This window comes from Pseudomonas oryzihabitans, from assembly GCF_014522265.1.
GTDB classification, from domain to species: domain Bacteria; phylum Pseudomonadota; class Gammaproteobacteria; order Pseudomonadales; family Pseudomonadaceae; genus Chryseomonas; species Chryseomonas aestiva.
The window spans coordinates 2,222,587-2,245,547 of record NZ_CP017024.1 but is presented as its reverse complement, the minus strand read 5'-3'; the positions used below and the strand labels follow the sequence as shown (position 1 = coordinate 2,245,547).

General features: G+C 67.9%; 13 protein-coding genes and 3 pseudogenes. 9 read left to right on the top strand and 7 right to left on the bottom strand.

All coding sequences use genetic code 11. The features are described 5' to 3' along the window. Positions 1-107 precede the first annotated feature (107 nt). The 7 genes and pseudogenes from BGI51_RS10330 to BGI51_RS10310 form a co-directional block, all read right to left on the bottom strand. The gene (locus BGI51_RS10330; protein WP_187981053.1) at positions 108-1,046 is read right to left on the bottom strand and encodes a diguanylate cyclase domain-containing protein; all 939 of its coding nucleotides are present in this window, start codon (positions 1,044-1,046) and stop codon (positions 108-110) included. After that, the gene (locus BGI51_RS10325; RefSeq protein WP_187981052.1) at positions 1,043-5,899 is read right to left on the bottom strand and encodes a PAS domain S-box protein; all 4,857 of its coding nucleotides are present in this window, start codon (positions 5,897-5,899) and stop codon (positions 1,043-1,045) included. The genes BGI51_RS10330 and BGI51_RS10325 overlap by 4 nt, the downstream gene beginning before the upstream one ends. Positions 5,900-6,243: 344 nt before the next feature. Then, entirely contained in the window at positions 6,244-7,008 is a 765-nt protein-coding gene (locus tag BGI51_RS24055) for a methyl-accepting chemotaxis protein (RefSeq protein WP_374941207.1), read from the bottom strand. A 93-nt stretch (positions 7,009-7,101) separates the two neighbouring features. After that, a pseudogene (locus BGI51_RS24050) lies at positions 7,102-8,133 on the bottom strand (HAMP domain-containing protein); the annotation flags it as partial. Between the two features lie 120 nt (positions 8,134-8,253). Continuing rightward, positions 8,254-9,018 carry a methyl-accepting chemotaxis protein gene (locus tag BGI51_RS24045; protein WP_410003747.1) on the bottom strand — a complete coding sequence of 255 codons (765 nt, stop codon included), beginning with the start codon at positions 9,016-9,018 and terminating at the stop codon, positions 8,254-8,256. Positions 9,019-9,111: 93 nt separating this feature from the next. Continuing rightward, positions 9,112-10,146: pseudogene (locus BGI51_RS24040) on the bottom strand (HAMP domain-containing protein); the annotation flags it as partial. 183 nt (positions 10,147-10,329) lie between these two features. Further along, positions 10,330-11,271 carry an AEC family transporter gene (locus tag BGI51_RS10310; RefSeq protein WP_405046460.1) on the bottom strand — a complete coding sequence of 314 codons (942 nt, stop codon included), beginning with the start codon at positions 11,269-11,271 and terminating at the stop codon, positions 10,330-10,332. 333 nt (positions 11,272-11,604) lie between these two features. Here BGI51_RS10310 and BGI51_RS10305 point away from each other — a divergent pair, with 333 nt between their 5' ends. The 9 genes and pseudogenes from BGI51_RS10305 to BGI51_RS10265 all read left to right on the top strand — a co-directional run bounded on the left by BGI51_RS10305 (position 11,605) and on the right by BGI51_RS10265 (position 22,502). Then, entirely contained in the window at positions 11,605-14,037 is a 2,433-nt protein-coding gene (locus BGI51_RS10305; RefSeq protein WP_187981048.1) for a glucose/quinate/shikimate family membrane-bound PQQ-dependent dehydrogenase, read from the top strand. Between the two features lie 438 nt (positions 14,038-14,475). After that, entirely contained in the window at positions 14,476-16,866 is a 2,391-nt protein-coding gene (gene pqqF, locus BGI51_RS10300; protein ID WP_187981047.1) for a pyrroloquinoline quinone biosynthesis protein PqqF, read from the top strand. Between the two features lie 183 nt (positions 16,867-17,049). Continuing rightward, positions 17,050-17,121 (top strand): pyrroloquinoline quinone precursor peptide PqqA, encoded by a 72-nt coding sequence (pqqA, locus tag BGI51_RS10295; protein ID WP_003243383.1) that lies wholly within the window; start codon positions 17,050-17,052, stop codon positions 17,119-17,121. Positions 17,122-17,176: 55 nt separating this feature from the next. Beyond that, positions 17,177-18,087, top strand: a pseudogene (gene pqqB / locus BGI51_RS10290) (pyrroloquinoline quinone biosynthesis protein PqqB). 5 nt (positions 18,088-18,092) lie between these two features. Next, complete coding sequence (gene pqqC / locus BGI51_RS10285) at positions 18,093-18,842, top strand: pyrroloquinoline-quinone synthase PqqC (RefSeq protein WP_187981046.1); 750 nt, start codon at positions 18,093-18,095, stop codon at positions 18,840-18,842. After that, on the top strand, positions 18,839-19,114 hold the full coding sequence (pqqD, locus tag BGI51_RS10280; RefSeq protein ID WP_133862265.1) for a pyrroloquinoline quinone biosynthesis peptide chaperone PqqD: 276 nt from the start codon (positions 18,839-18,841) through the stop codon (positions 19,112-19,114). Before pqqC ends, pqqD begins: the two co-directional genes overlap by 4 nt. A 22-nt stretch (positions 19,115-19,136) precedes the next feature. Beyond that, positions 19,137-20,288: a pyrroloquinoline quinone biosynthesis protein PqqE gene (gene pqqE / locus BGI51_RS10275; protein WP_187981303.1), complete on the top strand. Its 1,152-nt coding sequence runs from the start codon at positions 19,137-19,139 to the stop codon at positions 20,286-20,288. Between the two features lie 163 nt (positions 20,289-20,451). Next, a complete protein-coding gene (locus BGI51_RS10270; RefSeq protein ID WP_187981045.1) occupies positions 20,452-20,976 on the top strand; it encodes a GNAT family N-acetyltransferase in 525 nt (174 codons plus the stop codon). 119 nt (positions 20,977-21,095) lie between these two features. After that, positions 21,096-22,502: an ATP-binding protein gene (locus BGI51_RS10265; RefSeq protein ID WP_187981044.1), complete on the top strand. Its 1,407-nt coding sequence runs from the start codon at positions 21,096-21,098 to the stop codon at positions 22,500-22,502. The last annotated feature ends 459 nt before the right edge of the window (positions 22,503-22,961 follow it).

Below are 22,961 nucleotides of genomic sequence, written 5' to 3'. Positions count from 1 at the left end.
CACTCGCCAATTCCTGCGCGAACTTCTGAAACACCATACTAGACAGCGAATAAAGGCCGGACCTCTGTTACCCGGCGTTACCCGAACGGGCCTTACGAAGGATGGCCTCAGCCAGCCAGTTCCGCGGCACAGACCCGGGCGCGGCCCTGGTGCTTGGCCGCATAGAGCTGGGCATCGGCGGCGGTGATCAGGGCGGCCGGATCGACGGCGGTGGGCGGTAGCGCGGTGGCCACGCCCAGACTCAGGGTGACGTAGCCGGTCACCGAGGAATAGCCGTGGGTCAGGCGCTGGTCGTGCACCTGCTGCAGCAGCCGCTCGGCGACCTGGGTGGCGCCTTCCAGGTCGGTCCCGGGCAGCAGGCAGCCGAATTCCTCGCCACCGTAGCGCGCCAGCAGGTCATAGGGACGGAACAGGCCCTGCCCCAGCGCCTGGGCGACCTGGCGCAGGCACTGGTCGCCGGCCAGGTGGCCATAGTGGTCGTTGTAGGCCTTGAAGTGATCGATATCCATGAGGATCAGCGAAAACGGCGTGCCTTCGCGCTGACTCTGGCGCCAGCCACGCAGCAGCGCCTCGTCGAACTGGCGACGATTGGCGATGCCGGTGAGGCCATCGACCAGGGCGATGCTGCGCAGGGCGTCGCGCTGCGCCTTGAGGGTCAGCTGGGTGCGCACCCGGGCGCGGACGATGACCGGATTGATCGGCTTGCTGATGAAGTCCACCGCGCCGAGTTCCAGGCCGGTCACCTCTTCGTCGGGGCCTTCCTGGCCGGTGACGAAGATCACCGGGATGGCGGCCGTGGCGGGCTCGGCCTGCAATCGCCGCAGGACCTCGTGGCCGTCGAGCTGGGGCATCATCACGTCGAGCAGGATCAGATCCGGCAGCTGGGCCAGGGCCAGTTGCAAGGCCTGGGCGCCGCTGGTGGCCATCAGCGTCTCGCAATCCTGGCGAAAGAGTTCGTGGAGGATGCGGATGTTCAGCGGTTGGTCGTCGACGATCAGCAGCTTGGGCTTGCTGCGTCCGGCGGCCTGCGCGGTCGGCGGAGTCATAGGGCTTCCTTCAGATCAGGCAGGGTGATGAGCGCCGCGGTGAAGTCGAGGGTCTCGACCTGGGCGCGCAAGAGGTCGTAGCGCACCTGGGCTTCGGCGCGACAGTGCACGGGCAGCTCGGCGATCAGTTCCAGGGCGTCGAGATTGCCCTGGCTGAGCAGCTGTTCGAGTTCGTCCAGGCGGGCGCGCCAGTCGACCTGGGGGTCGGTGTGGGTTGCGCTTGCGGTTGCGGCAATGGCGGGCGGTGGCAGGAGCTCGGCCAGGGCGCTGCGCAATTCGACCAGGGCTTCGTCGAGCAGCTGTCGCAGGGTCGTCAGTTCCATCGCCACCTCCGGGGGGACACCCGCTCCGGCCTTGCCGGCGCGTTCGCCCTCGGCGGCGCGCGCGGCCAGGCGCTGCGCACCCATGGTGCCGGCGCTGCCCTTGAGGGAGTGTAGTACGGCCACCGCTGCCTCGCTGTCGGCGGCGTGCCAGGCTCGGGCGAGTCCTTCCAGCAGGCTGACGGAGTCCTCGGCAAAGCGCTCCAGCAGCGAGCCGAACAGCCGGGCATCGCCACCGAAGCGGCGCAGGACGAGACTCAGGGGTTCCACCTGGCGATCCTCGCCGACCGGCGCGGCAACGGGCGCGACGCTGACCTCCTGGCCGGTCAGGCGCTGCAGGCGGGCGACCAGCAATTCCAGGTCGATGGGCTTGCCGATATGGTCGTCCATGCCGGCGGCCAGGCAGGCGTCGCGGTCGGTATGGGAGGCATTGGCGGTCATCGCCAGGATCGGCAGGGTACGGAAACGCCCGTCGGCGCGGATGCGGCGGGTGGCTTCCAGGCCATCGATGTCGGGCATCTGCATGTCCATGATGACCACGTCCAGCGGCGCGCCGGAGAGCACCCGCTCGACGCCTTCCAGTCCACCCTCGGCCAGTTCCACCTGGGCGCCCTGGGCCAGCAGCAGCTCGGCGGCCACCTGGCGGTTGAGGGCATTGTCTTCCACCACCAGCAGGCGCAGGCCGGCCAGCCGGTGGCTCTCGTCGACCACCGCGGCGGCGTGCACCCCGGCCGGGATCTCGGCGCCCAGGGCCCGCTCCACCACCTCGACGATCTGCGCCGGGGTCACCGGCTTGGTCAGGTAGTCGTCGAAGGGCGCATCGGCGCTCTGCTGGGTTTCGGACAGGAAGTCGCGGCCGAAGCCGGTGAGCATGATGACCTTGGGTCGGTTGTCGGCCTGCCGCTCGCGCAGCTGTCGGGCCGCCAGCAGGCCATCGCCGTCAGGCATGCGCCAATCCATGAGCACTGCCTCATAGGGCTGTGCCTGCTGCTGGGCCTGGACGACCCGCGCGAGGGCGGCGGCGCCGCTGGTGACCAGGTCCACCTGCCAGCCGAGGGCGGCTAGGGTTTCCACCAGCACCTCGCCGACCAGGGTGTTGTCGTCGGCCAGCAGCACCCGCCGGCATACCGGCGCCAGCTGGGTCTCGCCCTGGCTGTCCACCGCCAGGGCGGCATCGAACCAGAAGCGGCTGCCCACCCCAAGCTCGCTTTCCACCTGCAACTGGCCATCCATCAGCTCCACCAGGCGCTTGCAGATGGCCAGGCCCAGGCCAGTTCCGCCAAAGCGCCGGCTGATCGAGGCCTCGGCCTGGGTGAAGCCCTGGAACAGCTGCTCCTGGTGCGCCGGGCTGATGCCGATGCCGGTGTCCTGTACCGAGAATTCCAGGCGCAGTTGGCCGCCGTCGCGCGACAGCTGGCGCACGCTGACCAGCACCTGCCCCGCCTCGGTGAACTTGAGGGCGTTACCGGCCAGGTTGATGAGGATCTGCTGCAGGCGCAGGCTGTCGCCGATCAGGGCGGTGGGCAGCCCGGCATCCAGGTGGTAGTTGATCTCGACGTTCTTCTCGCCGCTGTTGCCGGAGAGCACCACGCCCAGGTTGCGCAGCACCTGCTCCAGGCTGAAGGGATGGACATCCAGCTGCAGCTTGCCGGCTTCGATCTTGGAATAGTCCAGCACGTCGTTGAGCAGCCCCAGCAGCGAACGCGCCGCCTGCTGGGCCTTGGTCAGGTAGTCGCCCTGGCGCGCATCGAGCGTGGTGCGCTGCAGCAGTTGCAGCATGCCCAGCACGGCGTTCATCGGGGTGCGGATCTCGTGGCTCATGTTGGCCAGGAAGGACGACTTGGCCTGGCTGGCCAGGTCGGCGCGGGTACGCTCCTCGCGCAACCGGTGTTCCAGCTCCAGCTGTTCGGTGATGTCGCGGTTGATGCCCACCACCCGCAGCACCCGGCCGCGCGGATCGCGCTCGGTGCGGGCGCCAGCGATGATGTGCCGCAGCGAGCCATCCCGACGGCGGATGCGGAACACCGGATCGAACACCGCGCGTCCGGCCATGGCGGCGCCCAGGCGCTCTTCGGCGCTGCCCAGGTCGTCGGGGTGCACGCGGTCGCGCCAGTCGTTGTAGGTGATGCCGCGAGTGCGCTGCTCCTCGTTCCATTCGTAGAGATCGAACATCCGCTCGTTGCACTGCACCTGGCCGGTGTCGGGCTGCCAGCACCAGATGCCGAGCTGGGCGACGTCGGCGGCCATGGTCAGCTGATCGCGGGTCTGCACGAGCGCCTGGCGCTGGCGACTCTGTTCGGTGATGTCGGCGATGATGGCCACCGCCAGGCGCTCGCCATCGGTCCACATCACCCCCAGGCTCAGGGTGATCGGGAAGACACTGCCGTCCGCCCGGCGCCCCTCCATTTCCTGGCCCTGTTGAGCGGAATTGTCGTCGGGCACCGCCTGCGAGCAGCTGAACAGCGCCTCGTAGCCGGCCAGATAGCCGGGAATCAGCCGGCGGACGGGTTGACCGATCACCTCGGCCGCGCGATAGCCGAAGATGCGTTCGCCGGCCGGGTTGAAGGAGCGCACCAGGCCATTGCTGTCCACGGTGACGATGGGGCTGACCGCGGTGTCCAGGATCGCCCGGGTCAGGGCGAGGCTGGCAGCCAGCTCCTGCTCGGCGGCCTTGCGCTCGGTGACATCGGAGGCGATGCCCAGATAGCCGCTGACCTGGCCAGAGACATCGCGCATGGTGGTCACCACCAGGCTGACGTCGCGGTGTTCGCCGTCGCGCCGGACGAAGGTCCACTCGCGGGCGTCGGCACCGGCGCGTTCGGAGCGCTCCACGAGCACCCGGAAGCCGGCGACCGGCAGCCCGTATTCGGCTTCCAGGGCCGCGCCCTGGGTCGCCAACTCTTCCGGCAGATGGAAGTCGCTGGCCTGCCAGAGCCCCACCACCTCGGCGGCGCGGTAGCCCAGCAGGCGCTCGGCGCCTTCATTGAACAGGGTGATGCGACCTTCGTGGTCGGTGGCGATGATGCCCACCTCGGAGGCCGCGCGCAGCACGTCGCCGAGCAGGCGGTTGGTCTGGCTGAGTTCGACGGTGCGCTGGGCCACCTGCTCTTCCAGCCGGGCATTGAGCGCCAGGATCTCGGCCTGGGCGGCCTTCTGCAGCGAGATGTCGCGCACCGTCTTGGAGGCGCCGATGATCCGGCCGTCACGGCCGCGCATGGGCGAGACGCTGACCAGGACATCGATGAGGCGGCCGTCGCGGTGCTGACGACGGGTCTCGAAGTGCGGCACCGGCTCGCCGCGGCCGATGCGGGCGAGCACCGACCATTCCTCGTGCTCCAGCTCGGTGGGCACCACCAGGTCGAGCAGGCGCTGGCCCACGGCTTCGCTGGCGCTGTAGCCGAACAGCTCTTCCGCCGCGTGGTTCCAGCTCAGCACCACGCCCTGGAGGTCCTTGCTGATGATGCCGTCGGACGAGCTTTCCACCACCGCGGTGAGGTTGGCCTGGTCCTGCTGATACTGACGGCGCCGCTGGCGCGTGGTCATCACGGCGAAGGTGAGGCCGGCGGCCAGCAGGCTGAACAGCTTGCCGAACAGATGCACCAGCGGCACCGAGACGAGGTGCTGGGCGGCGACGAAGGTCGGGGTGGCGGTGAGCGCCAGTTGCCATTGGCGGCCATAGACCTCCTGCACCAGCCGCCGCTCGGTCGGCGCCTCGGCGCCCTGCTCCTCTTCCTCACCCTGGCGATAGAAGAGGCTGGGGGCCTCGGGAACGGTCACGTCGCTCAGCCGGATGATCAGCCCGGGGATGTTCAGGCGCATGCTGCCGAACATCTCATCGATGCTCAGGGGCACATAGGACCAGCCGATGGTCGCCACCTCGCGGGCCATCGGATCGGCCGGCGCCTGCCCGCCCTGGTAGATGGGCAGCAGCATCAGAAAGCCCGGTTCCGGGGGCTGGGAGGCCTGCAGCTGCAACGGACCGGTCAGGTGGATGTCGGCATGCCGCATGGCCAGCACGGCGGCCTCGCGGCGGGTGGGATCGGAGGCCGTATCCAGGCCGATGGCCTTCAAATTGCGCCAGGCGGGTTCGAGATACTGGACGACGTAGCGATCGCCGTCGTGCGGCGCGAAGGCGCGGATGCTGAAGTTGGGCCAGCCGTCGGCACGGGCCTCACGCAGAAAGCGGGCCTCGTCGGCCTGAGGCACACGGCGAATGAAGCCGACGCCACGGGCACCGCGAAACTCCTGGCCCAGGTCATGGACCCGCCCGTAATCGCCGAGCAGCTCGCGCGACAGGTTGCCGCCGGCGACCACCACCACATCACGCATGCCGATCAGGCTGTATTCGTAGATGCGCAGCCGATCCAGCACCTGATCGCGAACGTCATCGGCGACGTCGTCCAGGGCGCTGCGCAGCTGCTGTTCATTGCGCTCGGTCAGATGGCGCATGGTCAGGCTGGTCAGCAGAACGCCGAACAGAAAGACGCCGAGACTCCAGCGTACGCGAGAGGATTTGCACAGCCTGCTGAACATGAAGCCCCTGGTGGCAAAGGGTGCCACGCCGTAGGTTAGGCGGTGCCAGGAGCGGGAAGCGCGGACGGAGCAGGGCCTCCACCAGACCTGGCGGTAACAGCTAGCCCATCGGCGGGAAAAAAGGCTTTCTTGATACCGCGGATCGGTCGTCGGGCCGAGGCGCAGTGGGCGATCCGCGCAAAGCGGCAGGCCAGAGCAAGTTCACGCGCTAATCAGTTTTACTGTTTCTGACGAGTGGTCTAGGCCCAATCAGTGTCCGGGGGCGATTTGCTGACCTGTCGGACAGCAAAAAGGGAGCGCCGACCTGACGTCGGCGCTCCCTTTTCAAGGACCTGTCGCGCGGACTAGATGCGGAAGCCGCCCACCAGCCGCTGCAGGCGACCGGCCTCGGCTTCCAGGGCGGTACAGGCCGCCAGGGTGGCCTGGAGGTTGTCGACACCCTGCTGGTTCAGCAGGTTGATCTCGCTGATGTCCATGTTCAGGGTCTCCACCACCGAGGTCTGCTCCTCGGTCGCGGTGGCCACCGACTGGTTCTGGCCGTCGATCTCGCCGATGCGCTCGGTCACGCTGCCCAGCCGTTCGCCGGCGCTCTTGGCCACCTGCATGCTGTGGGCGCTCTGCCGCTGGCTTTCCTGCATCAGCGCCACGGCGTCGCGCGAGCCGGTCTGCAGTTCCTCGATCATCTGCTGGATCTGCTGCGCCGAACTCTGGGTGCGGCTGGCCAGGGAGCGCACCTCGTCGGCCACCACGGCGAAGCCGCGCCCGGCCTCACCGGCGCGGGCCGCCTCGATGGCGGCATTGAGCGCCAGCAGGTTGGTCTGCTCGGAGATGCCACGGATGACTTCGAGGATCTGGCCGATGTTGGCGGTCTTGCCGTTGAGTGCCTCGATATGCTCGCAACTGGTGCCGATCTTGGCCGACAGCGCCTGCATGGCGTGCAGGGCCTCGTCGAGCACCTCGCGACCCTCTTCACCCTGGGCACGGGCGGTGCTGGCCTCGCCCGAGGCATGGGCGGCATTGCGGGCGATCTCCTGGGCGGCGGCGCCCAATTCGTTGATGGCGGCGGCCACGCTGGTGGTGCGCTGGGCCTGCAGATCCGACTGCTGCATGGAGGATTGCGATGACTCCAGCACCCGGCGCGTGCCCTGATTCAGCTCGCCGGTGCTCTGGGCCACGTCGCGGATCGAGGTGTGGATGCGCGCCACGAACTTGTTGAAGGCCTCGGCCAGGGCGCCGAATTCGTCGCGGGCCTGCACCGGCAGGCGGCGGGTCAGATCGCCCTCGCCTTCGGCGATGTCGGCCATGGCGCGGGTCAGGTCGTGCAGCGGCCGCAGCAGCACGCGGATCAGCAAGCCCAGCAACAGGATGATGGCGACCACCGCCACCAGGGTGGCGACGATGGCCAGGTTGCGCGCCTGGGTGACCGGGGCATAGGCCTTGGCCTGGTCGATGGACAGGCCCAGGTACCACTTGACCGAGGGCAGGCCCGCGACCGGGGTGAAGCTCACCAGGCGCTCGCTGCCATTCTGGGTGACGGCATGCAGGCCCGGCTGCAGGGACGGCGTCTGCTCGGGGAAGACGTCCTTGAGGGTCTTGAGCACCTGCTCGGGATGGCTGCTGACCAGCACCTTGCCGTCGCCGTCGACCAGGAAGGCTTCGCCCAGGCCGCCGACGTTGAGCGAGGTGATGATCTCCACCAGCGCCGAGAGGTTGAGGTCGCCGGCCACCACACCGGCCAGTTGGCCGTCGCGCTGCAGCGGGGTGGCGATGGTCACGCCCAACTGGCCGGAAGAGGCGAAGATATAGGGCGGGGTCAGCACCGTGGCGCCGGCGGCGGTGGCGGCCGCGTACCAGGGTCGCTTGCGTGGATCGTAGCCGGCCGGCAGGGTGCGCAGCGGACGGGTGGTGTAGGTACCGTCCACCTCGCCCAGGTAGGTGGAATCGAAGGTACCGGTGTAGATCTTCTGATCCAGCAGACCGACCAGGCCGTCGGGCGAACGATCGCGTGCCAGGGTCTGGGCTTCGCCTTCGATGAGCTTGACCCGCGCATCCAGCCAGTAGGCGACGTTGCCGGCGGTGACCCGGCCGGTTTCCGCGAGGTTGGCACTCAGGCTCTGGTCGATGGCCTGGCGTTGCAGATAGGCATTGAAACCGGCGGAAGCGGCCAACGCGGTGGTGATCACCAGCGCCGCGACCAGCAGGATCTTGTGGCTGAATTTCAGGTGTCGCTTCATACAGGTCTGCGTCCGTGGCCAGGGTGGAGCCATGCCGGATTCAGGGCATGGCGGTCACTCGTTATCGGGCACGTACGTTACGACTTGAGCGGAGCGGCAACCTCTTTTCGGGGGCCCGCGCTAGATGCGGAAGCCACCCACCAGCCGCTGCAGGCGACCGGCCTCGGCTTCCAGGGCGGTACAGGCCGCCAGGGTGGCCTGGAGGTTGTCGACGCCCTGCTGGTTCAGCAGGTTGATCTCGCTGATGTCCATGTTCAGGGTCTCCACCACCGAGGTCTGTTCCTCGGTCGCGGTGGCCACCGACTGGTTCTGGCCATCGATCTCGCCGATGCGCTCGGTCACGCTGCCCAGCCGCTCGCCGGCGCTCTTGGCCACCTGCATGCTGTGGGCGCTCTGCCGCTGGCTTTCCTGCATCAGCGCCACGGCGTCGCGCGAGCCGGTCTGCAGTTCCTCGATCATCTGCTGGATCTGCTGCGCCGAACTCTGGGTGCGGCTGGCCAGGGAGCGCACCTCGTCGGCCACCACGGCGAAGCCGCGCCCGGCCTCACCGGCGCGGGCCGCCTCGATGGCGGCATTGAGCGCCAGCAGGTTGGTCTGTTCGGAGATGCCGCGGATGACTTCGAGGATCTGGCCGATGTTGGCGGCCTTGCCGTTGAGCGCCTCGATATGTTCGCAACTGGTGCCGATCTTGGCCGACAGCGCCTGCATGGCGTGCAGGGCCTCGTCCAGCACCTCGCGGCCCTCCTCGCCCTGGGCGCGGGCGGTGCTGGCCTCGCCGGAGGCATGGGCGGCATTGCGGGCGATCTCCTGGGCGGCGGCGCCCAGTTCGTTGATCGCCGCGGCGACGCTGGTGGTGCGCTGGGCCTGGATATCGGACTGCTGCATGGACGACTGCGAGGCTTCCAGCACCCGGCGCGTGCCCTGATTCAGCTCGCCGGTGCTCTGGGCCACGTCGCGGATCGAGGTGTGGATGCGCGCCACGAAGTGGTTGAAGGCTTCCGCCAGGGCGCCGAATTCGTCGCGGGACTGCACCGGCAGGCGGCGGGTCAGGTCGCCCTCGCCTTCGGCGATGTCGTCCATGGCGCGGGTCAGGTCGTGCAGCGGCCGCAGCAGCACGCGGATCAGCAAGCCCAGCAGCAGGATGATGGCGACCACCGCCACCAGGGTGGCGACGATGGCCAGGTTGCGTGCCTGGGTCACCGGGGCATAGGCCTTGGCCTGGTCGATGGACAGCGCCAGGTACCACTTGACCGAGGGCAGGCCCGCGACCGGGGTAAAGCTCACCAGGCGCTCGCTGCCGTTCTGCAGCACGTGATGGAAACCGGGGGCCAGGCTCGGCGTCTGCTCCGGGAAGACCTCCTTGAGCGATTTCAGCACCTGGTCGGCGTGGCTGCTGACCAGGATCTTGCCGTCACCGTCCACCAGGAAGGCTTCGCCCAGACCGCCGGCGTCCAGCGAGGTGATCATCTTCATCAGGCTGTCCATCACCAGGTCGCCAGCCACCACGCCGATCAGCTTGCCGTTCTGCAGGACCGGCGCGGCGATGGTGATGCACAGGAAGCTCTGCGGCGGCGCGGTGAGATAGGGCTCGGTGAGGATGGGGCCGCCGGCGCTGACCGCAGCCTTGTACCAGTCGCGCTGGCGGGCGTCGTAGCCGGCCTCCATGGGGGTATGGGGGCGGTCGGTGAAGGTACCGTCGACCTCACCCAGGTAGGTGGAGTCGAAGTTGCTGGTATAGAGCTTCTCTTCCAGCAGGCCCACCACGTTGGCCGGGCTGCTGTCGCGGCTGAGCGCCTGGGCCTGGCTGTCGATCAGCTTGACCCGCGCGTCCAGCCAGTAGGCGATGTTGCCGGCGGTAATGCGCCCGATCTCGCCCAGCGAAGCTTCGAGACTCTGGGTGATCGCCTGACGCTGCAGATAGGCATTGAAGCTGGCGAAGCCGGCCAGGGCGATGGTCACCACTAGGGCGGCCGCCAGCAGGATCTTGTGGCTGAATTGGAGCGAGCGTTTCATGGATACCACGCGTAGGGCTTGGGTAGTGAGCAGCCGCTCTCCTCGCAAGTAGATAGTGCGATAAGTATAGAGAGGGCAAGACGACCTGGGACGGGCGACGTCGCACTATTACGCTCAAATCTGACTTTTAGCTGGCGCCAACCGATAAACGTTCTCACAACGCCGATGTCTGGCCGGCGCGCCCTACAGCAGGCTGAATGCTTTCAGCAGGAGCAGGCCCAGGTTGGTGGTCAGCATCCCGCCGAGGGTACTGAGCACCACGATGGTCGCCGCCAGCTGGGCATTGCTGCCGGCGGCGCGGGCCATGACGAAGCTCGAGGCGGCCGTCGGGCACCCCAGGTAGAGAAAGAGGATGCCCAGTGCCGGTCCCTGGATGCCCAGCGCCAGGGCGCCCAGCACGCCCAGCAGCGGAATCCAGACGATCTTCCACAGGCTGGCGCCCAGCGCCAGGCCGCTGCTCTCGCGCAGCGAGGTCAGTGACAGGGTGGCGCCGATGCACATCAGCGCCAGCGGCAGGGTGAGACCCGCGAAGTAGCGCGCCGAGGTGTCCAGCCAGCGCGGCAGCTGCCACTGGAAATAGGCGAAGGGAATCGCCAGCAGGATGCCGATGATCAGCGGATTGCCGAGGATGCTGCGCAGGAGGGTGCGCCAGTTGGCTTCCAGGTGCGGACTGTAGATCGCCAGCACGATGGCCGAAAGCACGTTGTAGAAGAGGATGACCATGCCGGCCATGATCCCGCCCACCGACAATCCATAGTCGCCGTACTGGGTCGTCGCCAGGGCCAGGCCGACGATGCCGCAGTTGCCGCGGAAGGCGCCCTGCACATAGACCCCGCGATCGGCATGGGGACAGCGCCAGATCGCCCAGCCCCAGGCGGCCAGGAAACTCGCCACCGTGGCCAGGGCGAAATAGCCCAGCAGCAGCGGCTGCAGCGCCTCGCCGAGATCGGCCTTGAGGATGCCGAGAAACAGCAGGGTCGGCATGGTGGCGCGAAACACCAGCGCCGAGGCGGTGTTGATGAAGGGGGTGTCGATCCAGCCCAGTCGCCTGAGCACGCAGCCCAGCAGCACCAGGGCGAAGACCGGAGCGGTGACGTCGAAGGTCGCCTGGACCAGGGCAAGCACGTCGGACATGGCAGGAGGCATCGCGGAAACGGCTCGCGATGTTAGCAGGCACGGCGCGCCACGGGTCCCTTCCTTCCGTCATCGCGAAGTGACATCAGTCAATGCTTAGCTTACTATCTACCCGCCCGATTCAGACGACGCCCCCGATCCATCCCCCGCTTCGCCTCAGCGCGACCGCTCTAGCTTCCTGCCAGGGAAGCCGGCGAAGGGGTGGAACAATAAGACAGACAACAGGTTCAGACGTAGCAGACGACAGATCCGCATGCGGTTCCGATTTGCGATGTCGTCGATCGAGTCGAAGTCTCTTTTCACGATTGCATTGCGAGCGCTGCCATGACTGTCACTTCCAACGCGAGACCGGGAGGCCTGCCTGCCAGGTTACTCGGCATCCTGTTCATCCTCCTGGGCCTCGCCCTGCTGGGGCTGGGCATCAAACTGGCCACCCTCGGGGGCTCCCTGTATTACCTCGGCGGCGGCGTGCTGCTCGCCCTGAGTGGTTACCTGCTGTGCATCCGGCGGGCCAGCGGGGTCTGGGTCTATGCCTTCTTCCTGGTGGTCTCCACCGCCTGGGCCGTACTGGAAGTCCAGTTCGACTGGTGGCAACTGGTGCCGCGCCTGGCGCTCTGGTTCGTCCTCGGCCTGGTGCTGCTGATCCCGGTGTTCCGCCGTCCGCTGGACAGCCGTAGCGGCGGCCTGCCGCTGGTCGGCTCCCTGGTAATCGCCGCGGTCGTCGCCCTGATCGCCCAGTTCGTCAACTACAACCGTCTGGACGGTGACCTGGGCCGCGATACCGCTGGCGTCGAAAGCGCCGCCCCGACCGCCGCCGATGGCGACTGGCCGTCCTATGGCCGCACCGCGTTCGGTGATCGCTACTCGCCGCTCAAGCAGATCGACGTCAGCAACGTGAAGGAGCTGCAACCGGCCTGGACCTTCCGTACCGGCGACATCCCCGGCCCGAACGATCCCCAGGAGACCACCGCGGAAAACACCCCGCTCAAGGTCAACGGCAAGCTCTATGTCTGCACGCCGCACAGCCAGGTGATCGCCGTGGACCCCGACAGCGGCAAGGAAATCTGGCGCTTCGATCCCAAGCTGAGCACCCAGCACGCCGACAGCTTCAAGGGCTGGGCGCACATGACCTGCCGCGGCGTGGCCTACCACGACGACGCCACCTACGCCGGCACCACCACCGCGGGCCAGAGCCTGGCCAACGGCAGTGCCGTCCCGGTCGACGAGCAGAGCACCCCGGCCGCCAGCAGCTGCCCGCGCCGCCTGTTCCTGCCCACCGCCGACACCCGCCTGATCGCCATCAACGCCGACACCGGCAAGGTATGCAGCGACTTCGGCGACAACGGTCAGGTCGACCTGACCGCCAACATGGGCAGCTTCACGCCCGGCGGTTACTACTCCACCTCGCCGCCAGCGGTGACCCGCAACCTGGTGATCATCGGTGGCCACGTCACCGACAACGTCTCCACCGACGAGCCGTCCGGCGTGATCCGCGCCTACGACGTGCACAGCGGCAAGCTGGTGTGGAACTGGGACAGCGGCAATCCGGACGCCACCGCGCCCATCGCCGCCGATGGCATCTACACCCGCAACTCGCCCAACATGTGGTCGATGATGGCCGTCGATGAAAAGATCGGCATGGTCTATCTGCCCATGGGCAACCAGATGCCCGACCAGTGGGGCGGTGACCGTACCCCGGCCTCCGAGAAGTACAGCGCCGGCGTGGTCGCCCTCGACATCGCCACCGGCAAGGTGCGCTGGAACTACCAGTTCACCCACCATGACCTCTGGGACATGGACGTGGGCGGTCAGCCGACCCTGGTGGACATCAAGACCGAAGGCGGCGTGAAACCCGCGCTGATGGCCTCGACCAAGCAGGGCAGCATCTATGTGCTGGACCGCACCAATGGTCAGCCCATCTACCCGATCAAGGAAACCCCGGTGCCCCAGGGCGCGGTGGAAGGCGACCACACCTCGCCGACCCAGCCGGTCTCCTCGATCAACCTGGCCGCGCCGACCCTCAAGGAAAGCGACATGTGGGGCGGTACGCCCTTCGACCAGGCGCTGTGCCGCATCGCCTTCCGCGAGCACCGCTACGAGGGCATCTACACCCCGCCGTCCACGCAAGGGTCGATCGTCTACCCGGGCAACTTCGGCGTGTTCGACTGGGGCGGCCTCTCGGTCGATCCGGTGCGCCAGATCGCCTTCCTCAACCCCAGCTACATGGCCTTCACCTCCAAGCTGGTGCCGCGTGAAGAGATTGCCAACCAGCCGGCGCGCAAGAGCGAGACCGAGGGCATCCAGCCCAACAAGGGCGCGCCCTACGGCGTGATCCTGTCGGCCTTCCTGTCGCCGCTGGGCCTGCCTTGCCAGGCACCCGCCTGGGGCTATGTGGCAGGTCTCGACCTGACCACCGGCAAACTGGTCTACAAGCACAAGAACGGCACCGTGCGCGACAACTCGCCGGTTCCGCTGCCCCTGCCCATGGGCGTGCCCAGCCTGGGCGGCACCGTCACCACCGCCGGTGGCGTGGCCTTCCTCAGCGGCACCCTGGACCAGTACCTGCGTGCCTATGACGTGAAGAACGGCAAGGAACTGTGGAAAGGCCGCCTGCCGGCCGGTGGTCAGACCACCCCCATGACCTACACCGGCAAGGACGGTCGCCAGTACGTGCTGGTCTATGCCGGCGGCCATGGCTCGCTGGGCACCAAGCAGGGTGACTATGTGATGGCCTTCGCCCTGCCCGAGAAGAAGTAAGGGCGCCCGCGCCTGAGCTCCCCTCTCCTCCGGGAGAGGGTTCGGGGCGAGGATGCTTCGAGCATTTTTGACATCCTGTTGGAACCCCCCTCGCCCCACCCCGAAATCCCGGCCCAGCCGGGATTTTTTTCGCCCGGGCTTTTCTTGCTATGAAAAGAGCCCCTGGCACCTGAGGCCCAGCGGAAAAGGCTGCGCCGTTTTCCACGCTACAGTGTCAAGACCGTGCCTCGAACGCTCCGTCTCCTCCCGGCAGAAGGCCAAGGTTAGGACCAACCCGGGCACCCCACCCGCTCCTCCCCCTCTCCCTCGGGGAGAGGGCCGGGGTGAGGGCCAAACCAGGCACGGCTCTCGCTCTTCCCCCTCTCCCCCAGGGAGAGGGTCGGGGTGAGGGCACGCTCCGCTCCATCACCCTCCCCTGGACTCGGTTAAGCTATCCCCATGCCCAGCTCTCTTTCCCAACACCGCCGACTGCGCCTCGCCAACGGCCTGGCCGTCGCCCTGCTGCACGACCCCGAGCTGCCCCAGGCGGCCGCCCTGGTCCGCATAGGCGCCGGCAGTCACCAGGCACCGCGGGCCTTTCCGGGGCTGGCGCACTTTCTCGAACACCTGTTCTTTCTCGGCAGCCATCGCTATCCGGCGGCGGACGGCCTGATGCCGCTGGTGCAGCGCCTGGGCGGCGAACTCAACGCCAGCACCCGCGAGACCACCACCGACTTTTTCTTTGCGCTGGCCCCCGAGCATCTGGCCGCCGGGCTCGCCCGACTGCTGGACATGCTCGCCGCACCGCTGCTGGCACCAGGCGCCCAGCGCCGCGAGCGCGAGGTACTGCACGCCGAATTCATCGCATGGTCGCGCAGCGCCGATACCCGCCGCGACCTGGCCCTGGCGGCCGCCCTGCCCGCGGACCATCCCGCCGCCGGCTTTCACGCCGGCAATCGCTATAGCCTGCCGCTGCAGAGCCCTGCCTTCCAAAGGGCGCTGCGCGCTTTCCAGCACCAGCACTACCGCGCCGATAATGCTCTGCTGGTGCTGGCCGGGCCACAATCGCTGGCCGAACTGGCAGACCTGGCCCGCGAACAGGGTGCCGTCCTGGCATCCGGTTCTGCGTCCGCAAATGCAACGCCCCCGCCACTCCCGGCCACCGGCGAACGCTGGCAGACCATCACCGCCACCCCGCCCAGGCTGGCCCTGCAATTCGCTCTCGACGACCTGCCGCCCGGCAGCTGGGAAGCGGCGGAGCTGCTGGAGACCCTGCTGCTCGGCGACCATCCCGGCGGCCTGCCCGCCCTTCTGCGCCAGGCGGGCCAGGCGGCACGGCTCAGCCTCGCCTGGCCCTATCGCCAGGCAGGCCAGGGCCTGCTCCAGCTGGATCTCTCACCTGGTCCTCAGGCCAGCCCCGGCCACCTGACCAGCCTCCTGTTCGCCTGGCTGGACACCCTGCGCCAGACACCTCTCGCCGCGCTGCAGCAGGGCCACGCCGAACGTATCCAGCGCCTCTGGGCCACCCTGCCCGCCCTGGCGCTGGCAAGACGCCTGGGTGAACGCCTCTGGCTGGATCGACGAGGAAACGCCTGGCCACAACCGGCCCTCTCGCCCGCCGCCCAGGCCGCCTGGCCGCGGCTGCTCGCGCAACTGGTCCCGGAACGCCTCAGCGGTTTCGCCGCCGGCCTGGCCGATGCAGCGGATCGGGCGTCGCCCGTCGCCGCTCCCTTTACCCTGCCACCGCCCAATCCTTTGCTCGTTGACCCCGTACCTTCGAGCGCCCCGGCGCTGCAACCCTGGCCGATCAGCCAGGCCCTTGCCCCGCAGCAGCGCGAAGGCCTGTTGTTCCTGCGCTGGCGATGGCCGGGGCCGGGACCGGTCGCGCCCGATGCCCAGGTACTGGGCGCGCTCCCCCGGCTGGCCGCCGAGGCAGGTGTGAACCTGCGCTGGAGTCCACCGGGGGCGCCCTGGGAGTTGCGACTGCAAGGCTGGGCCGCGGCGCTGCCGGCGGTGCTGGAGCAGGCGCTCGGCCGCCTGACAGCGGAGCGGGATAACGGCAGCCCGGCACCCGCGGTACCGCCAGAGCCCATGCTGATCCGCCAGCTGCTCAAGGTCCTGCCCGAGCGACTGACTGCGGTCACGCCGCTGACGGAGATTGCCGAAGGCCCGCGTTGGCAAGCCCTGGCCTGCGGCCTGCCGCAAACGGCGCAGGCATCCCTGGCTGCCGTCACCCCGCCGCCCCAGCCCCAGGCCGGGCCGCCGGGTGAACCGCCCAGCTTCACCGGGCGCCACTGGCACCCCGAACCCAGCACCGACGCCCAGCAGGCGCTGCTGCTGTTCTGCCCGGAACCCGATGCGTGCCCCACCACCGAGGCCGCCTGGCGGCTGCTGGCGGCGCGCCTGCAAGGACCGCTGTTCCAGCGTCTGCGCAGCGAGCGGCAACTGGGCTATGCGGTGTTTTCCGCCTATCGCCAGCTGGGCGATCACGGCGGCCTGCTGATCGGCGTGCAGTCACCCCATGCCCGGGCGGCGGATATCCTGGCGGAAATCGAAGGTTGCCTGGCTGACAGCCTGGCCCCCATTCAGGCCGAGAGTGCGCCGCTGGCGCAGAACATCCGCCAGCTGGTGCACGACTTCAGCCCCGCCACCCCTCAGCGCGCAGCTCTGGCCGAGCGCCTCTGGTGGGGCTTCCAGCGCAGCGGGACGCTGGACCTTTCGCCCTTGCAGGCAGCCCTGGCCGCCCTGGACGACAGGGCCCTGCAGCAGGCCTGGCAGCAACTCATCGCCAGCGACGCGCCGCGCTTCGCCCTGGCCAATGCCGACGCGCCATCCGGCTGGATGTCATAGCTTTCAACACTTTCCCGGGAGCGTCGGCCGCTGCCGGCGGTCAATCTGTTGCAGGATCGGTAAGACAGTTATGTCCGCCGGACCGCCAGCGATTCGTCGCGGCAAAAACCCTTAGCTAGATAACATTTGTTAGACTTGACGACCGGATCCATCCGGCTTTCGCAGTCAAAGAGGAGACCTCCCATGTGGACCAAGCCTGCTTACACTGACCTGCGCATCGGCTTCGAAGTCACCATGTACTTCGCCAACCGTTGATGCGCCCCACGCCCCGGTTCGCCGGGGCGTACTTTTTCCAGGTTTAGCCTTTCCCATGCATATCCAGATTCTCGGCTCCGCCGCCGGCGGTGGCTTTCCCCAGTGGAACTGCAATTGCGCCAATTGCGACGGCTTCCGCAAGGGCACCCTCAGGGCCCAGGCCCGTACCCAGTCCTCCATCGCCCTGTCCGACGACGGGGTGAACTGGATCCTGTGCAACGCCTCGCCCGACATCCGCGCCCAGCTGGCCGGCTTCGCCCCGCTGCAGCCGGCGCGGGCCCTGCGCGACACCGGCATCCGCGCCATCGTCCTGCTGGACAGCCAGATCGACCACACCACCGGCCTGCTCAGCCTGCGTGAAGGCTGCCCCCACCAGGTCTGGTGCACCGAGATGGTCCACCAGGACCTCACCACCGGCTTTCCGCTGTTCAACATGCTCGAACACTGGAACGGCGGGCTCAGCTGGCAGCCCATCGCCCTGAGCGGCAGCTTCACCATTCCGGCCTGTCCGAATCTGGAATTCACGCCCTTTCCGCTGCGCAGCGCCGCGCCGCCCTATTCGCCCCATCGCCACGATCCGCACCCGGGCGACAACCTGGGGCTGCTGGTCCATGACAGGCGCACCGGCGGCAAGCTGTTCTACGCCCCGGGCCTGGGCCAGCCGGACGCCGCCCTGCTGGAGCTGATGGGCCAGGCCGACTGCCTGCTGGTGGACGGCACCCTCTGGACCGACGACGAGATGCAGCGTCGCGGCGTGGGCACCCGGACCGGCACCGAGATGGGCCACCTGCCGCAAAGCGGTCCCGGCGGCATGCTGGAGGTGCTGGCCGGCTTCGAACGCCAGCGCAAGGTGCTGATCCACATCAACAACACCAATCCGATCCTGGACGAAGACTCCCCGAACGCGCCATCGTCGCGCGCCAGGGCGTGGAAGTCGCCTGGGACGGGATGTCCATCGAGTTGTGAACGCCATGCCCAACGCCCTCACGCCCGCCGAATTCGAAGCCGCCCTGCGCGCCAAGGGCGACCTCTACCATATCCACCACCCCTATCACGTGGCCATGTACCAGGGTCGCGCCAGTCGCGAGCAGATCCAGGGCTGGGTGGCCAACCGCTTCTACTACCAGGTCAACATCCCGCTCAAGGACGCCGCCATCCTGGCCAACTGCCCGGATCGCGAGATCCGTCGGGAGTGGGTGCAGCGCATCCTCGACCATGACGGCGAGCCCGGCAGCGAAGGCGGCATCGAGGCCTGGCTGCGCCTGGCCGAGGCCACCGGCCTGGATCGCGAGCAGGTGCTCTCCCAGGAACTGGTGCTGCCGGGGGTGCGCTTCGCGGTGGACGCCTACGTCAACTTCGCTCGCCGCGCCTCCTGGCAGGAGGCCGCCAGCAGCTCCCTGACCGAGCTGTTCGCGCCGCAGATCCACCAGTCGCGGCTGGACGCCTGGCCACAGCACTACCCCTGGATCGATCCGGCCGGCTACGAATACTTCCGCACCCGCCTGGGCCAGGCGCGGCGCGACGTCGAGCACGGCCTGCAGATCACCCTGCAGCACTACACCACCTGGGAATCCCAGCAGCGCATGCTGGAGATCCTGCAGTTCAAGCTGGACATCCTCTGGAGCATGCTCGACGCCATGAGCATGGCCTACGAACTGCACCGCCCGCCCTACCACAGCGTCACCGCCGAGCGTCGCTGGCACCGAGGAATCGACCTATGAGCTTCGACCGCACCCAGGTGCCGCGCTGGCGTCCCGGCTACCGCTTCCAGTTCGAGCCGGCGCAGGACGCCCATGTGCTGCTCTATCCCGAGGGCATGATCAAGCTCAACGACAGCGCCGCCGCCATCGGCGGGCTGATCGACGGCCAGCGTGACGTGGCCGCCATCATCGAAGCCCTCGACGAACGCTTCCCCGGCGTTCCCGAACTGGGTGCGGACGTCGAACAATTCATGGAGGTCGCCCGTGCCGAGCACTGGCTCCTGCTCGGCTGACACCAGCCTGCCGGGCACGCCCATGCAGTTGCCGCAGCCGCCCACCGTTGCTGCGCCCAGCATTGGCCTGCCCCTGTGGCTGCTGGCCGAGGTCACCTATCGCTGCCCGCTGCAGTGCCCCTACTGCTCCAATCCCCTGGACTTCGCCGCCCAAAGGCGCGAGCTGACCACCGAACAGTGGTTCAAGGTCATGGCCGAGGCACGGGAGATGGGTGCGGCCCAGATCGGCTTCTCCGGGGGCGAACCCCTGGTGCGCCAGGACCTCGCCGAGCTGATCCGCGAGGCGCGCCGGCTGGGCTACTACACCAACCTCATCACCTCCGGCATCGGCCTCACCGAGGCGCGCATCGCCGAGTTCAAGGAAGCCGGCCTGGACCATATCCAGATCAGCTTCCAGGCCAGCGACGAACAGGTGAACAACCTGCTCGCCGGCTCGAAGAAGGCCTTCGCCCAGAAGCTGGCCATGGCCAAGGCGGTCAAGGCCCATGGCTACCCGATGGTGCTCAACTTCGTCACCCACAGGCACAACATCGATCGCATCGACCAGATCATCGACCTCTGCCTGGCCCTGGAGGCCGACTTCGTCGAACTCGCCACCTGCCAGTTTTATGGCTGGGCCGAGCGCAATCGCGCCGGTCTCCTGCCGACCAGGGCCCAGCTGGAGCGCGCCGAAGGCATCACGAACGAGTACCGCGCGCGCCTCAAGGCCGAGAATCATCCCTGCAAGCTGATCTTCGTCACCCCGGACTACTACGAAGAGCGCCCCAAGGCCTGCATGGATGGCTGGGCCAAGCTGTTCCTGACCATCACGCCGGACGGCACCGCCCTGCCCTGCCACGGCGCCCGGCAGATGCCCATCGCCTTCCCCAACGTGAAGGAGCAGGACCTCAGGCACATCTGGTACGACTCCTTCGGCTTCAACGTCTACCGCGGCTACGACTGGATGCCCGAGCCCTGCCGCTCCTGCGACGAGAAGGAAAAGGACTACGGTGGCTGCCGCTGCCAGGCCTTCATGCTCACCGGCGATGCGCGCACCGCCGATCCGGTCTGCGCCAAGTCGCCGCACCACGACCTCATCCTCGCCGCCCGCCAGGAAGCCGAGACCGCGACCCAGCGGATCGAGGACCTGCAATTCCGCAACGAGCGCAATTCGCGGCTGATCGCCAAGGCTTGAAGCCAGCGGCGGCGCCAGACATGCCAAGGTCGTCGGCGGAATCCGGTTCCTCGTGCCAGGGTGCAGGCTTGTCAGCGGGACTCACCACCCACGGCTCCGAGGCATTTGCCTCCCGGCCGGGCAGTGACCATACTGCCCGGCCGGACCTTTTCGCCTCGTCGTCATGCCCTCGATACGCCCGCTGCGCCCCACCGATATCCCTGCCGTTCTCGATATCCAGGCGGCCACCTACCCCGCCGACCTGCTCGAAGACCGCGCCTTCTACGTCAATCGCCTGGAGCTCGCCCCGGAGCACTGCTGGGCGGCGACCGATGCCGAAGATCGCCTGCGCGGCTATCTGATCGCCTATCCCTGGGACGACGGCCTGCCACCGGTGCTGGGGGCTCGCCTGCAGCAGCTGCCGAGCGAGGCTTCCACCTGGTTCCTGCACGATTGCGCGGTGCACCCCGAGGCCCAGGGCCAGGGCGTGGCCGCTCGCCTCTATCGCCATGCCAAGGGCCAGGCCCGGCGTGCCCGCCTGCGCCAGGGTCGGCTGGTGTCTCTGTCCGGTGCCATCGGCTACTGGCAGCGTCACCACTATCATCCGGTTCCCGCCGATGCGGCGCTCAAGGCCAAGCTGGCCGGCTATGGCGCCGGTGCCTGCCTGATGCAGCGCACCCTCGACACCCCGGATGCCGAGCACGCCTAAACCTTGCAAATCTAAATGCAAGTATTTCGCTTTCGCCTTAACATGGCTTAGCCCAGGAGGGCCTCTGCCGCCCGGCGCTCTGGCGCGGGTATCTTGATCGCCGCTACAAGGAATCCCTGATGAACATCGCTCCAGCGTCTTCGGCCAAGGGCCGGCGCGTCTTTTCCGTTACCTTGTTGGCCACCCTGCTGGCGCTGGGTGGGCAAGCCGCCCAGGCGCGTTCCAGCTTCGAAGCCCCCGATCCGGACTACCACGGCGAGATCAAGGCCAGCCCCGTCACCGGCACCGCCATCCTGGCCGGTAGCGAGGTGGCGCTGGACGGTCGCGGCTTCACCCCCGGTCAGCGGATCACCCTGTCCCGCGGCGGCGTAGCGCTCAACCCCGACGCCGCCTACGTGGCCGATGCCCAGGGCAACTTCAAGGCGACCCTGCGCATCCCCGAAGACGCCGCCCCCGGCCAGCACCCCATCGTCATCAGCACCGCCCAGCCCTCGGGCGCCGCGGTCTTCCCGCTCAAGGTCTCGCCGGTAGTGCCGCTATCCGGCGCCGACGCCTATAGCCTCACCACGGTCAAACTGGTCCCGGGCCTCTACCAGGTGGACAGCAGCGCCAAGACCGGCGCCCTCTTCGTCACCTCGGCCGTGGGCCGCCCGCCGGTCAAGGTCTCGCAGCTGCTCAAGCTCGATCCCAAGGACCTGGCCATCGAACGCCAGCTCACCCCGGCGGCCGCCCCCGGCGCGGATGCCGGTGTCTACGCCGTCTACGGCGTAGGCGTGGACGATCGCAACGGCACCGTCTGGACCACCAACACCCGGCAGAACACCGTGGCGGTCTATCGCCAGAGCGACCTGGGTCTGGTCAAGCAATTCGAACCCGGCCTCGTGCCCCATGCCCACACCGTGGTGGTCGACGAGAAGCTCGACCGCGCCTTCGCCTCGGCAGCCATGACCCCGGACATCGTCAGCTTCGACGCCAAGACCCCGGCCGTGCGCAAGCACATCACCATCGAATCGGGCGTGCGCGGCGAGCAGTTCGCCGTGGTCGGCATGCACCTGGACCCGGCGGTGCACAAGCTCTATGCCGTCAGCCTGAAGACCAACGAAGCCGCGGTGATCGACGCCAAGACCGAGCAGGTCGAGAAGGTCTTCCCGATCCAGGGCGCCAAGACCCCCATGGGCGTGGCCCACGATCCCCAGACCGATCGCCTGTTCATCACCGCCCAGGGCAGCGACAACCTGCTGATCGTCGACGCCAAGACCGGCAAGACCCTGCACAACGTCACTACCGGTGCCGGAGCGCTGAACGTGGCCTTCGACCCGGTCAAGCGCCTGGCCTACGTGACCAACCGCGGCGCCGGCACCCTGACCGTGGTCGACCCGGACGGCACCATCAAGGCCAACCTGGAGCTGGGTACCTATCCCAACCACGCGGTGGTGGATGGCAAGGGTGTGGTCTACGCGGTGAACAAGGCCAAGGGGCAGGATGATGCCGAGGGGGATCGGATTACGCGGGTGATGGCGAAATAACAAGCCTACGCCCTCGGTCTTAGGCTGGGGGCCGCTTTTGTAGGTTGGGTTGAGCGATAGCGAAGCCCAACTCTCTGGCCTATTGGTGCCTCAGCTGTTTATCAAACGCCTTCATGCTTTTTGTTTCGCCCACCCGGGCGACTCACTTTTTTCAAACGCGAAAAAAGTAAGCAAAAACGCTTGCCCCGACCATCCGGCCCTCCGCTTCGCTCCGGGTGCGCTCGCACCAGCGCCGTTCCGGGGTCGGTCCAGATGGGCCGTCCATGGCCCACTGGACCTCTCGCCGCATCCATGCGGCTCGACCCACTCCACGACACTGGCGTTCGCCCTCCTGAACGGGGCGATTCGCTAGCCTGAAAGTGTTGGTTGAAGAGCCACAAAAAGCCCGTAGCCGTAGCCGTAGCCGTAGCCGTAGCCGTAGCCGTAGCCGTAGCCGTAGCCGTAGCCGTAGCGTGGACA

Excerpts from the sequence above, each read along its gene's own strand:
- BGI51_RS10325 (WP_187981052.1), bottom strand. The coding sequence starts at position 5,899 with ATGTTCAGCAGGCTGTGCAAATCCTCTCGCGTACGCTGGAGTCTCGGC.
- BGI51_RS10330 (WP_187981053.1), bottom strand. The coding sequence starts at position 1,046 with ATGACTCCGCCGACCGCGCAGGCCGCCGGACGCAGCAAGCCCAAGCTG.
- pqqD (WP_133862265.1), top strand. The coding sequence starts at position 18,839 with ATGAGCTTCGACCGCACCCAGGTGCCGCGCTGGCGTCCCGGCTACCGC.
- BGI51_RS10265 (WP_187981044.1), top strand. The coding sequence starts at position 21,096 with ATGAACATCGCTCCAGCGTCTTCGGCCAAGGGCCGGCGCGTCTTTTCC.
- pqqF (WP_187981047.1), top strand. The coding sequence starts at position 14,476 with ATGCCCAGCTCTCTTTCCCAACACCGCCGACTGCGCCTCGCCAACGGC.
- pqqE (WP_187981303.1), top strand. The coding sequence starts at position 19,137 with ATGCAGTTGCCGCAGCCGCCCACCGTTGCTGCGCCCAGCATTGGCCTG.
- BGI51_RS24045 (WP_410003747.1), bottom strand. The coding sequence starts at position 9,018 with ATGCAGCAGTCCGATATCCAGGCCCAGCGCACCACCAGCGTCGCCGCG.
- pqqC (WP_187981046.1), top strand. The coding sequence starts at position 18,093 with ATGCCCAACGCCCTCACGCCCGCCGAATTCGAAGCCGCCCTGCGCGCC.
- BGI51_RS10305 (WP_187981048.1), top strand. The coding sequence starts at position 11,605 with ATGACTGTCACTTCCAACGCGAGACCGGGAGGCCTGCCTGCCAGGTTA.
- BGI51_RS24055 (WP_374941207.1), bottom strand. The coding sequence starts at position 7,008 with ATGCAGCAGTCGGATCTGCAGGCCCAGCGCACCACCAGCGTGGCCGCC.
- BGI51_RS10270 (WP_187981045.1), top strand. The coding sequence starts at position 20,452 with ATGCCCTCGATACGCCCGCTGCGCCCCACCGATATCCCTGCCGTTCTC.